Source organism: Pedobacter sp. T50_32, assembly GCF_057652195.1.
The window spans coordinates 208,206-220,754 of sequence record NZ_JBYFBY010000001.1 but is presented as its reverse complement, the minus strand read 5'-3'; the positions used below and the strand labels follow the sequence as shown (position 1 = coordinate 220,754).

The following is a 12,549-nucleotide window of genomic DNA, read 5'->3' as shown; positions in this document are numbered from 1 at the left end:
AAACCCGATAGCAGTGGGCATCCCGATTTTTTTTCGGGATAAAACGGATAGCGGGGCTACAACAACCAATTAGCAATGCAATTGATTTACAAAAACTTAACACATTTTGCTGGTCGTTTTTATTTCGGTTTTAAGGTTTTTTTACTACCTTTGCGCCCTTAAATACAATCGCATTATATGCAAAAGATAAGAAACATAGCTATTATAGCCCACGTAGACCATGGTAAAACCACTACGGTAGACAAAATTTTACATGCCTGTTCTATTTTTCGTGACAACGAGCAAACTGGAGATTTAATTCTTGATAACAACGATTTAGAGCGTGAGCGTGGTATTACCATCGTGTCTAAAAACGTGTCGGTAAAATATAAAGATGTTAAAATCAACATTATTGATACTCCTGGTCACGCCGATTTTGGTGGTGAGGTAGAGCGTGTATTGAAAATGGCTGATGGTGTACTTTTGTTATGTGATGCTTTTGAAGGTGCGATGCCTCAAACGCGTTTCGTAACGCAAAAGGCTTTGGCATTAGGCTTAAAACCAATTGTTGTTGTAAACAAGGTTGATAAAGAAAACTGTCGCCCTGAAGAAGTTTATGAACAAATTTTTGAGTTGTTCTTTAACTTAGAAGCTACAGAAGAGCAGTTAGATTTCCCTGTAATTTACGGTTCGTCTAAAAATGGTTGGATGAGCACTGATTACACTAAACCAACTGATAACTTTTTCCCATTGTTAGATGCAATTGTAGAGCATATTCCTGCTGCGCCAATTAACGATGGTACGTTGCAAATGCAAATTACTTCGTTAGATTATTCTTCTTTCGTAGGTCGTATTGCTATTGGACGTGTACACAGAGGTACGATTAAAGAAAACCAACCTGTTACTTTGATTAAACGTGACGGTAAATTGGTTAAGTCTAGAGTAAAAGAATTATATACTTTTGAAGGTTTAGGTAAAGTAAGAACTACTGAAGTTAAATCTGGAGATATTTGTGCTGTTGTTGGTATTGATGGTTTTGATATTGGTGATACTATCGCTGATTTTGAGGCACCAGAACAATTACCAGTAATTAGCATTGATGAGCCAACAATGAACATGTTGTTCACCATTAATAATTCGCCTTTCTTTGGTAAAGAAGGTAAATTAGTTACTTCTCAACGTATCAAAGATCGTTTGATGAAGGAAATGGAGAAAAACTTGGCATTAAAAGTTGTGGAGACTCAAGGTGCAGATTCATGGTTGGTTTATGGCCGTGGTATTCTTCACTTATCAGTATTGATCGAGACTATGCGCCGTGAAGGTTACGAATTGCAAGTGGGTCAGCCGCAGGTAATTGTTAAAGAAATTGACGGTAAAAAACATGAGCCAGTTGAGACTTTAATTGTAGACGTACCTGGAGATGTAGCTGGTAAAGTAATCGAATTGGTAACTCAACGTAAAGGTGAGTTGTTAATTATGGAGCCAAAAGGCGATTTACAACACTTGGAATTCGAAATTCCTTCTCGTGGTATTATTGGTTTACGTAACAACGTATTAACTGCTACTGCTGGTGAGGCAATTATGGCACACCGTTTCAAAGCTTACGAGCCTTGGAAAGGTGCAATTCCTGGTCGTTTAAATGGTGTATTGATTTCTATGGATAAAGGTACAACTACCGCTTATTCTATTGATAAATTACAAGATAGAGGTCGTTTCTTTGTAGATCCAGGTGTAGATATTTATGAAGGACAGATTTTAGGTGAGCACATCCGTGATAACGATTTGGTGATTAACATTGTTAAAGGAAAAGCATTAACTAACATGCGTGCTTCTGGTACAGATGATAACACTCGTATTGCACCAGCAATTAAATTCTCGTTAGAAGAATGTATGGAATATATCCAAGCTGATGAATATATTGAGGTTACGCCTGCAAGCATCCGTTTACGTAAAATCTTCTTAACTGAGAACGAGCGTAAAATAAAAGGCAAGATCTTCCAATCGTAATTGGTTGTATGCTAGCATAGTAAATTCGGAAAATTGAAATTAATTATTTAACTTTAGTTGTCCGAGACACAGGAGAATTACAAAGCCCTTTCGATATTTTTGTCGGAAGGGCTTTTGTTTTTTTAAGGATTGAATTTTACTGGAATTGCTATCTGTGTTCTTGTAGGTATTCCGTTTTCCATTCCAGGGTTCCAACGCTTAAGTTTTGATACCACCCGCAAAGCTTCCTTTTTTGTGCCATAACCTAGGTTATCAATCGCTTTTAATTGACTCAAACTACCATCCATTTCTATCACAGCACTAATTACTACTATACCTTTAATTTGTCTGTTGGTTAAATTTGAGTAATTGATATTGGTTTTAATAAACTCCATTAACCTTTCTTTCCCTCCCGGATATTGGGGTGGATATTTTAATTGCTTTAGCTGATAGATCTTTATTAGTTTTGGGTTTTTAAAAGGGCGATCTGGCTGAAACGAGATGTGGGTTCGATAGATTGTTCTTACTGGTTTGCCATTTTCATACCCAGGCTTCCATTTTTGACTTAGTTTCAAAACCCTGAGCGCCTCTTCATCGGTACCATAGCCTAAACTTCTTTCAATTTTTACTTCATTTAAACTGCCGTCTTTTTCTATTACGAAAGAGACATACACATTTCCCTGTACTTGGTTTTCAATTGCCGCTTTTGGATAGTTAACGTTGGCTTTGAGAAACTTTATAAAGCCTCTGTAATTGTCATTTGGATAAACCGGAGGGGTTTGTAATTTATAGGGAGCGTGTAAAGTATTTGGATCGCAATAGAGATGGGGTGCACCTGGATCACAGCTTGGAATACCTAATAAAATTTCTAAGTAAGGTAAATCGATATAACTTTGATGAACTTCAATTTCTGCGTTATGAATTTTTGTGACCACATTAGCGATCCTAAAATTAATCGGTAAACCATAAAATCCATTTTTCAAATCGTTGGTTTCGAAATTTTTAAAGGCTTTGATGATTTCGTTTTTAAAATCGACAGTGAGTTTTGGCGCAACAGAAAGTAAGGTGATTTTGCGGTTGTAAACTTTAAAATATGCAACGGTATTTCCTTGGGTGTAAGAATGTTCAGCTTTATGGGGGTATTTTATGCTGTTAAATAAATGCCGTTGCAAATCTATCGGATAGGTCTTTTCTAATCTACGCCCATAATGTTTGGGAAGTTGACCAATAGCGCTTATTCCAATAAATAAAATTGCGAGGATAAGTAGAGATATTTTGTGGTTCCTCAAAAGCATCATTAGTTTTTTAAGAGAATGATGTTATTAGCAGCACCATTCCATAAAAAAATCCGCAGGTGTTAGTTGCGGATTTTTGGAGCTTAATGCGTTTGTTTATTTAGGCTAAACTTGATAGGGATGTTGTATTTCACCCTCACTTCTTTTCTGTTTTGTGTGCCAGCTATCCAATTCGGACTAAGATTTAAAACCCTTACAGCTTCTTCGTCTGTTCCGTAGCCTAGTCCTCTATCTACTCTTACGTTAGAAATACTGCCATCTTTTTCTACTACAAATGAAATGAATACATTTCCTTGAATTTTATTCTGCTTGGCTGCCTCTGGATAATTGATATTCTCTCCCAAGAATTTATAAAATTCTGCTATACCGCCAGGAAATTTAGGAGGGTTCTCCATAGCAACAAAAGAATACACCTTGTCGTCTGCTTTAGCAGGTGTTTGAGCTTTACTTGCGCTAAAACCTAGTAACGTAACTAATGTAATGAGTGCGATTTTTTTCATTTTCTTTAATTTTTTGGTTGTGATATTAATGGTTTATCTGCTTTTGTGGTAATTATTACTGCGCCATTTAATGCTTTTAGTCCATAGAGTGCTGTGGCGCTAGCATCTTTCAATACCGAGATAGATTCAATTTTTTTAGGGTCTAGTTCGGCTATTTTTCCGTCATACTCTTTCCCGTTAAGAATAAGAAGTGGCGCTTTTTCGCCTTCAAATTCCAATCGTTTAGCAAAGAAGCTTTCAGTATTCATTCGTTCACTAGGAACCATTCTGTAAGTTTTTGGATTTTTTGGGATATTATTCAGTGCAAACTTGATAGGAAGGTTGTACTTTACTCTCACCGTCCTGCCGCCAATCATTCCTGGATTCCAGCGTCTACTCAGCTGTAAAACCCTTACCGCTTCTTCATCGGTGCCGTAACCTAATTTCTTATCTATCTTGATATCATTTAGAGATCCGTCTTTTTCTACGGTAAAGGAGACAAATACGTTTCCTTGGATATTATTTTCTGCAGCAAGGGCTGGATATTTAATGTTGGCACCCAAAAACTTGTAGAAACTTTCCATTCCGCCTGGGTAAGTCGGCGGGTTTTCTAGGGTTACAAAGCTGTAAATGGTATTGTCATCATCTTCTGTACTTTTTAGTTTAGGGGCATAGCCAATTATCTTAATGGTATTTAAATTCTTATAGCCTTTTTTCACAGTAGCGTCGTCGTTAATCACTGCGGTGTTAGCGCCGTTAAGTCTGTACTCAATTCGCATACTGTATTTGCCATCGTTCAGTACCTTGCCCTCATATTTTGATAAGGCTATTATCACTTCTTCGTCGGCGCCGTAACCCATTTTTGGTTCAATTACAATATTTTCTGGCTTGCCATTTTTTACTGAAAAGTTGACTATCAAGTTCCCTTGCACATGGTTGCTAGATGCTGTCGACGGATACTTGATGTTCTTTCCTAAGAAACTATAGAATTTTTCCAAACCGTCGTCCTTTTTGGTTTTAGGTTCTGGGAACTTTACTTTAGTTTCAATAGCAGCTTCGGGAACTACCTCTGTAGAAATATCCAATACTTCTGCAACGGCTGCTTTTACTTCTGCTATTTGGATTTTTTCTGACGCCACTAAAAGCTGGTTATTCTTTTTAATGGTTGCGGAAGATAGGAGTAAAGCTGCGGCAAAAAGGGGAACAAATATGCCATATTTAAGAATGGCAGTTTTACGAGATCTTTCTTTGTACAGCATAAAAATCCGCTTTTTAATCATCGATTTCTTTAAAAAACCGTTTGTTAAAGTATTTGCGTTTACGCCGAAAGCTTGGTTAAGGAGCAACATAGAATACAGTTCTTTATCACCCTGAAACTTAGCCGCAGCCTCGTCTGCCAAATATTCGTGGATGTTTTTTACCGTTTCTTTGTACAAATAGATGATGGGATTGAACCAAGTAATAATTCCTAAGAGCTCGAAAAAAATTACATCGGCAGTGTGCAGTTGTTTAATATGGATGTCTTCGTGATGGTTTACTGTAGCTGCCTCGGGCAGGTTTTGGCTCACTACTTTTTTGTTCCAAAATGAAAATGCCAATCCGCTTCTTATGCCTTTAAACATTTGTCGTACGGCTAATAATTTTATCGCAAAGCGAATTAAAAAGAAAGCGACACCTATTAGGTACACGGCTACGATTAAACCTCCCCAACTAAATTGTGGGGCTATTGCTTTTACCGTAGTATCTTGCACTACAAACTGGTTCAATTGTTCTACCTGAACATAAATTTGCTTACTAATTTCTCGTTTGCTAAACCAATCAAATTGCATAAAAGGAATGGTAAGCGAAAATATACCCGAACAAATTAAATATATCCTGTTAAGAACAAAATAAGTTTCTTTGGCAAGTAAAAGCCTGTAGAAGGCGTAAAAAACTATTAAATAGATATTTACCTGCAATAAATAATGCGACCAACTCATTTCGGTTTGTTTTTAAATTTGTTAATCATTTTCAAAATCTCATCAACATCGCTTAAGTCGAGTTTTTCTTCTTTTACAAAGAATGAAAACATACTTTCTACAGAATTTTCGAAATAACCACCTAACAGCTTCTCGGTAGCATGTCTTTTATATTCTTCCTTCGAAATTAATGGGTGGTACTTGTGTGCCTTCCCAAAAGCTTCGTGCCCAATAAAACCTTTAACTTCCAATATTCTGATAATGGTAGAAACGGTGTTGTAGGCTGGCTTAGGCTCTGGCAACTCATCAATCACTTCCTTTACAAAAGCGCTTTCTAATTGCCATAGAATTTGCATTAACTGTTCTTCTGCTTTTGTTAAATCTTTAATTTCCATTTTTGTGTTATTTTGAAAACAGCGCCTTGCAATGCGCCGATTACTAATTAGATATCTAATACTAATTTATAACTAATATTTTAGTTTTCAAAATTTTTAGCAATTTATTTCTTTGTTTGATCTAGAAGTCGGCAAGCCTAGACTTTTGAACACATAACGAATGAAGGGTAAAGTGTTAATTTAGGAGTTCTGTATTCAGTCTCTCAATCAATTTAGCAATAGAACAATAAAACAATTTTCTTATTATTGAATAAATAATCTATAAATGAAAATAGCCTTTCACGGTGCTGCTAGAAATGTAACTGGCAGTAAACACTTACTTACGTTAGCTAATGGAACTCGAATTTTGCTAGACTGTGGAATGTTCCAGGGAATGGGGCAGGAGATAGAAGCTTTAAACGAAAATTTCGGATTTAACGCTGCTGAAGTAGATATCTTGGTACTTTCACATGCGCATATAGATCACAGTGGCCTAATTCCACGTCTGGTAGCTCAAGGTTTTAAGGGAAAGATCTACGGAACTTCGGCTACGAAAGAACTAGCAAAGATTTTGTTGCTAGACTCTGCGAAAATTCAGGCTGGAGATTTACGGTACAAAAACAAAAAGCTTGCAAAGCGTGGTTTGCCATTAGAGGAAGCTTTGTACGAAGAAGATGATGTGCTAAAAGCAATGTCTTTTTTCGAGGTGGTGCCCTATCAAAAAGAGGTATCAATTACCAACGATGTTACTTTGCAGTTTTTCGATGCTGGTCATATTATTGGTAGCGCATCTGTCCATTTATCCATTACAGAAAATGGCAAAACAACTCGCTTAAGCTTTAGTGGCGATGTAGGTCAGTATGGTGATTTGTTATTGAGACCACCAGCGTCGTTTCCGCAAGCTGATTATATACTACTGGAATCTACCTATGGTGATAAACTCCATAAGGATGCGCAACCAACAGCACAGGCTTTGTTAGATGTTGTGGTGCGAACTTGCGTAGAGAAAAAGGGTAAAGTAATCATCCCGGCATTTAGTGTGGGCAGAACGCAGGAAATCCTCTATGTGCTTAACAACTTAGATTTAGAAGGTCGCTTGCCTAAAGTTCATGTTTATGTAGATAGCCCACTTTCGGCTAAGGCTACGGCGATTGTAGAAAATCATGCAGAGGGTTTTAATGATGAAGTTTTGGATATCATGAAAATTGATGACAATCCTTTTGATTTTGAACGTTTACACTACGTAGAAACCGCGGAAGATTCGATTGCACTAAATGCAAACCCAGAGCCTTGCATTATTATCTCTGCATCGGGTATGGCAGAAGCCGGACGGGTGAAACATCATATTAAAAATTGCATTGGCGATGCTAAACATACAATATTGTTGGTTGGCTATTGCGAACCGAATTCTCTAGGCGGGAGGTTAAAAGCGGGTGCTCAGGAAGTAGGCATCTTCGGAGACCGATTTACTGTACACGCAGAAGTGCAGAGCATTCAATCTATGAGTGCGCATGGAGATTATAACGATTTGTTGCAGTTTCTTTCTTGTCAGGATGCGAGTAAGGTAAAGAAAGTGTTTTTGGTGCACGGCGAATATGAAGTACAGTTAATTTTTAAAGAGAAATTACAGGCTGCAGGTTTTAAGAATGTAGAAATTCCTGATAGACATCAGTCTTTTGATTTAGGATTTTAGAATTACGATTGAGTATGTCGCTTAGGCTAGCCTCAAGATGTGATCGATTTAACCGATTTCAACAGTTAACCAATTAAACAACTAAATTTTTATCAGATTATTTTTAATGCCGTAAACTACTAAACCTGTTCTAGATTTTAGATAGAGCTTAGCGAATAGCGACTCTCTGTAATTATCTACCGTTCTTGGGCTGACGTTCATTAAGCTAGCAATTTCTTTGTAGGTAAGTTCGCTGGCGCAATGTTGCAGGAAAGTTAATTCTTTATCTGTGAGGATGTTTTTTTGTTCTTCGTTTTTAACCGATACCAGCAAACGTCCTGACACTAATTCGTTGACGTAAAAGCCTTTTTCAATCATTGTTTTAATAGCGATGAGCAGCTCCGATGATTTGGACTCTTTTAGCATGTAACCGTTTGCTCCAGCCTTAATCATATTGATGATAGATTTTTCATCCTCGAACATGCTTAAGGCTAAGATGTAAACCTTCGGATAGTTTTCTTTCATCCACTTTGTGGTGGCAAAACCATCCATTACAGGCATATTGATGTCCATTAAGATGAGCTGTACATCTTCGTGTTTCTTAATTTTAGATTGTAAATCAGCACCATTAGTGGCTTCAAAAACTATCTCCAACTCTTCAAATTCGCTCAATAAGCTAGCCAAGCCAGATCTAAATAAGCTGTGGTCGTCTACTAAGGCTATTTTAAACCCCAAACCCCTAAAAGGGCTTTCCTTACAATCGCTCATATTATATCAGTGTTATTATTTTATGTATATTTCCATCAGTCATGCTGTTAAATAACAATTAGGTAGCTAGGGGGTAAGGTATCTGTATCACAATTTGAGTTCCTTTATTCAAACTCGATTGAATATCAAATGAACCGTTAATAAGCCGTACCTTTTTTTCGATTGAATTTAATCCTAAGCCTTGGCCGCTATTTTTTGCCGCCTGATAATCGAAACCGATACCATTTTCCTTAATGCTTAAAAAGAGCTGATTTTCTTCTTGATAAAGTTGTACGATGATTTTTGAGGCTTGTGCATGTTTAATGATGTTGTTCGAAATTTCCTGAAATAAGCGCAGTATCACCAAATCGGTTTTTGGCGAGGCACTCATTTGTTCCAGCAATCCATTTTCGTAAGTAACTTCGTAAACTTCCGTTTTTCTTAGCCAATTCACTTCCTGTTCAATAGCATAGCCAATTCCATTTTGTAATAACTGTTCGCCTTGTAAGAGCTTTGCGAGCTCCCGCAGTTCTTTGATAGATTTATTCACCAACTCTACCGAAGTATTGATTTTGGCTTCCGCTTTTTCAGCATTACTGATGTTGATAGAACCCAAGATGATATTGGTTAAACTCAGTAGCTGGCCGATGTTGTCGTGCAAGTTGCTGGCGATGGTCTGCATGGTTTGTTCTTGTACTTCTATCTGGGTTTTGAGCAGTTCGGATTCGAATTGCTGCGCCATCAATTTTTTCTCTTCTACATCTTTGATTTTACGCAGGTTGTACTGTCTGATATAGATCAACAGAAATAGTGGAGCCAATAAAAATATTAAGGTGCCTATGATAACGATGGCAACAATTTCCGATGACGATAGCTGCATATATAAGAATAAGACCAAATTCCGTATAGTAAAAAGTTAAGTACAAGCATGGTGTGAACTAGAATAGAAAAGCTTTGATTGTACTGTATGGCATAAAAAACAAATAAATTGTACATAGTGCCGCCAAAATAGTAAATAAGGACAGCTGCGGCCCACCAAAATGGGCTGTAAAATTGTAGGTCAAAAGCCTTTTCATGCTTTACCAACCTAAAAAAATATACCAAGCTGAGTACTACAAAACAAACGGAAACAATGGTGTTGGTAACTGCATGATATTTAAAAAAACCATGGTAAGAAGTTTCAAAGCTGTAACTTACTAGAAAGGTAGCGTAAACGGCTAAGGTTAGTAGCTTATTCTTTCCCAATAAGTAGTAAAAGCCTATAGAAATATATCCAGTTTCAAAAATACTGTAAATGTTATAAATCCACGAGTTATTTTGGCGGTAAATAACAGACCATAAAGTACCCAAAGTTTCCGTTAACAGTACCAACACTAAGTAAGCAATGGTTATCTTAGAAAATACATCTCTATTTTTCCAGAGAAAAAATAGAGATGTTAAGAAGCAGCATACTTCAACGACAAATGTAAGATCAGAAAGACGCATTTGATACAACTATTCCGTTGGTTCTTCTTCTGTTTCCTCTTTACAAAAATTACCTGTGATTAAAATTTCATCACAATCACAGCCAGATTCGGGAGGACATAATTTTCCTCTGTTGAGAGGCCCTGTCTTTTTGATGTTGGAATATAAATCTCTATGCCTATGAACTGGCTTCCCTTCGGAATCCACTAAAGGTTTATCATCTGGACCTTTTATTACACCTAAGTCAATTGTAGATACTAACACTAATGTGTTTTGATGTTTATATGCTGCATCATGCTCAACACCATCTTTGCCATAGTTTGCAAAGTAAATTCGAACGCCGTCAACTGGATTTTTATCTCCTCTTGCACGCGAAATTTTGACTTCACTATCTAATTGATCGTAAAATTTCTTGATCTCTTCATAAGAAAACCACACCGATATTGTTTCATTAATTTTTTCATCCCTCCCTCTAGAGGCTTTCGAAATGTAATTTTTAATGATTGTCTGTGCTTCTGCCTTAGTAAACCCATTGAGGGAATAACTTTTTTCTTTTTCTTCTTGCATAGTTCGTTGATTTAAGGTTTAGTTTAATGTTTTTTTATTTCTTCAAAGTAAAGCGTTTTTACAGGTGGTCAATACCGTAAAAACACCCTGTAAGTTAGGGTAATATCTCTTGAAATAAAACACTTAGCTCTAAATAATTTTGGATAAAACTAAGAGCTATGACAATCGAAATTAATGAAGAATACGTACAGAATAATATCAGTACCAGAGAGGTTGAGGTTCTACACCTCATATCTTTAGGCTATAGCAATAAGGAAATTGCGGATATGCTTTTCATCAGTAGACTTACGGTAGAAACCCACAGAAGGAATATGGTGAAGAAAATGGGGTTTAAAAATGCTTACCAGTTGGTAGTTTGGGCATTTAAGGAGAGAGTTTTTGCATAAAAAACCACATAGAGACATAGATTTCACTATGTGCCTATGTGGTTAAGTGTTAAACGTCTTAATTTCTCGGAGCTACTGGCTTAGGTAACTCTTTACGAGGGATTTTTTCTGCTCGTTCTGAGGTATGATACACAAAAGAAGCAATAATAGTAGCCGACTTTTTCAAATCATCTTCCACTAATCTATCGTAAGTATCTTGATTGGTGTGGTGCGTACGAGTGTTATAATCCATCGGATCTTGGATGAACTGGAAACCAGGTAAACCAACTGCGTCATAAGCTTGGTGGTCGGTGCCGCCAGTATTGTTAATGGTTACAGTTTTAGCACCTAAATCTGCAAATGGGTTTAACCAAGCTTGGAAAATATCTCTCGCACCAGCGTTGCCTTGCAAATAAATACCACGAACGGCGCCAGTACCATTGTCTAAATTGTAATATGCGCTTAATTTACTGTGCTCAGGTAATAATTCCATTTTAGTTGGGTCTGCAAAATGTTGTTTCACATAGCCTCTCGAACCGTGTAAACCTTGTTCTTCAGCATCCCAAAGTGCAATTCTAATTGTTCTTTTTGGCTGAAAACCGATAGCTTTCAAAATACGTACTGCCTCAATCATCACAATAGAGCCGGCAGCGTTATCTGTAGCGCCAGTTCCAGAATGCCACGAATCGAAGTGCGCACCCAACATTACAATTTCTTCTTTCAGCTTTTTGTCTGTACCCGGAATTTCAGCGATTACGTTGTAGCCTTTAGGATCTTGAGGGTAGAAGGTAGTTTTCACTTCTGCTTCAACTTCAACTTTTTGTCCGCCACGTAACAAACGCAAGATGTGCAAGAAATCTTCTGCTGAAACTTCTAACTCTGGTGCAACTGGTTTAGCATCTAAAGCATAAGAAGCACCGTTGCTAGTGAAGAAAGTGCCATAATTACCACGAGCGTAGGTTAAAATTAAACCCACTTTCTCTTGAAGTAACATTTCATTAATTGCCACTCGGTTTTGACGCATACGCATCATCATGGCCATTTGGTTGTTGCCACCACGACCGCCCGGACGACCTTGGCCTGGAGCTGCAGGTTCAGCAGCTGCCATTTCAGCTAATTTCTCATCAGTATGACGAACAACATCTGGTGTATAAGAATTCTTTAATGGTTGCACCATTACCGACTCAATCACCACGATTTTGCCAGCTAATTTGCCTTTGTATTTATCTAAATCGGTTACAGTATCGGCTTTAATTAAAACCACTTCAGATTTAATTGGACCATTTGTGCCAGGCGTCCACGCCTTCGGATAACCAATAATTGGTCTGTAAAAAGGAGCGGTAGTTGCAGCATAGTATTTCTCTACAGACCAGCCTTTACCAAAGTTACCCCAACTTTCTTGCTTAGCATTCTTTAAACCTAAGTCTGTAAGGTATTTTACAGCCCAGTCTCTTCCTTTTTTAATGCCCGGAGAGTTGGCCAAACGAGGACCGATCACATCGGTAATTTGGAAAGCAATGTCCATTACCTTTGAATTTTCTAATCCCTCTTTTCTAATTTTTTGTACAGCCTCGTTGTTTACCGCTTCTTGTGCAAATGCATCAAGAGCACTAAAAGAAACCGCAAACGCTAATGCGCCAATGGTAATTTTTTTTAACATAAA

General features: G+C 37.4%; 11 protein-coding genes. 3 read left to right on the top strand and 8 right to left on the bottom strand.

Annotated features, from left to right (window positions below; genetic code table 11):
- Positions 1-177: 177 nt before the first annotated feature.
- A complete protein-coding gene (gene typA / locus AC23ME_RS00940; protein ID WP_487725875.1) occupies positions 178-1,986 on the top strand; it encodes a translational GTPase TypA in 1,809 nt (602 codons plus the stop codon).
- Positions 1,987-2,108: 122 nt separating this feature from the next.
- Here typA and AC23ME_RS00935 read toward each other — a convergent pair whose 3' ends face one another.
- The 4 genes from AC23ME_RS00935 to AC23ME_RS00920 form a co-directional block, all read right to left on the bottom strand.
- Positions 2,109-3,254, bottom strand: a complete 1,146-nt coding sequence (locus AC23ME_RS00935) for a TonB family protein (RefSeq protein WP_487725874.1) — start codon at positions 3,252-3,254, stop codon at positions 2,109-2,111.
- 89 nt (positions 3,255-3,343) lie between these two features.
- Positions 3,344-3,760, bottom strand: coding sequence for an energy transducer TonB (locus AC23ME_RS00930; protein ID WP_487725873.1), 417 nt, complete (start codon positions 3,758-3,760; stop codon positions 3,344-3,346).
- A gap of 5 nt (positions 3,761-3,765) precedes the next feature.
- Positions 3,766-5,568: a TonB family protein gene (locus tag AC23ME_RS00925; RefSeq protein WP_487725872.1), complete on the bottom strand. Its 1,803-nt coding sequence runs from the start codon at positions 5,566-5,568 to the stop codon at positions 3,766-3,768.
- 146 nt (positions 5,569-5,714) lie between these two features.
- Positions 5,715-6,092 (bottom strand): BlaI/MecI/CopY family transcriptional regulator, encoded by a 378-nt coding sequence (locus tag AC23ME_RS00920; RefSeq protein WP_308851230.1) that lies wholly within the window; start codon positions 6,090-6,092, stop codon positions 5,715-5,717.
- A gap of 265 nt (positions 6,093-6,357) precedes the next feature.
- Between AC23ME_RS00920 and AC23ME_RS00915 the strand changes: the two genes are divergently transcribed.
- Entirely contained in the window at positions 6,358-7,764 is a 1,407-nt protein-coding gene (locus AC23ME_RS00915; RefSeq protein ID WP_487725871.1) for an MBL fold metallo-hydrolase RNA specificity domain-containing protein, read from the top strand.
- Between the two features lie 81 nt (positions 7,765-7,845).
- On the opposite strand, the gene AC23ME_RS00910 is transcribed toward AC23ME_RS00915, so the two are convergent.
- From AC23ME_RS00910 to AC23ME_RS00900, 3 genes are all read right to left on the bottom strand, one after another.
- A complete protein-coding gene (locus AC23ME_RS00910; RefSeq protein WP_487725870.1) occupies positions 7,846-8,511 on the bottom strand; it encodes a response regulator in 666 nt (221 codons plus the stop codon).
- A 58-nt stretch (positions 8,512-8,569) separates the two neighbouring features.
- Positions 8,570-9,370 (bottom strand): sensor histidine kinase, encoded by an 801-nt coding sequence (locus AC23ME_RS00905; RefSeq protein WP_487725869.1) that lies wholly within the window; start codon positions 9,368-9,370, stop codon positions 8,570-8,572.
- A gap of 614 nt (positions 9,371-9,984) precedes the next feature.
- On the bottom strand, positions 9,985-10,521 hold the full coding sequence (locus tag AC23ME_RS00900) for a hypothetical protein (protein WP_487725868.1): 537 nt from the start codon (positions 10,519-10,521) through the stop codon (positions 9,985-9,987).
- Between the two features lie 158 nt (positions 10,522-10,679).
- Here AC23ME_RS00900 and AC23ME_RS00895 point away from each other — a divergent pair, with 158 nt between their 5' ends.
- The gene (locus AC23ME_RS00895) at positions 10,680-10,907 is read left to right on the top strand and encodes a response regulator transcription factor (protein ID WP_487725867.1); all 228 of its coding nucleotides are present in this window, start codon (positions 10,680-10,682) and stop codon (positions 10,905-10,907) included.
- Positions 10,908-10,965: 58 nt separating this feature from the next.
- Here AC23ME_RS00895 and AC23ME_RS00890 read toward each other — a convergent pair whose 3' ends face one another.
- Entirely contained in the window at positions 10,966-12,546 is a 1,581-nt protein-coding gene (locus AC23ME_RS00890) for a M28 family metallopeptidase (protein ID WP_487725866.1), read from the bottom strand.
- Between the last annotated feature and the right edge of the window lie 3 nt (positions 12,547-12,549).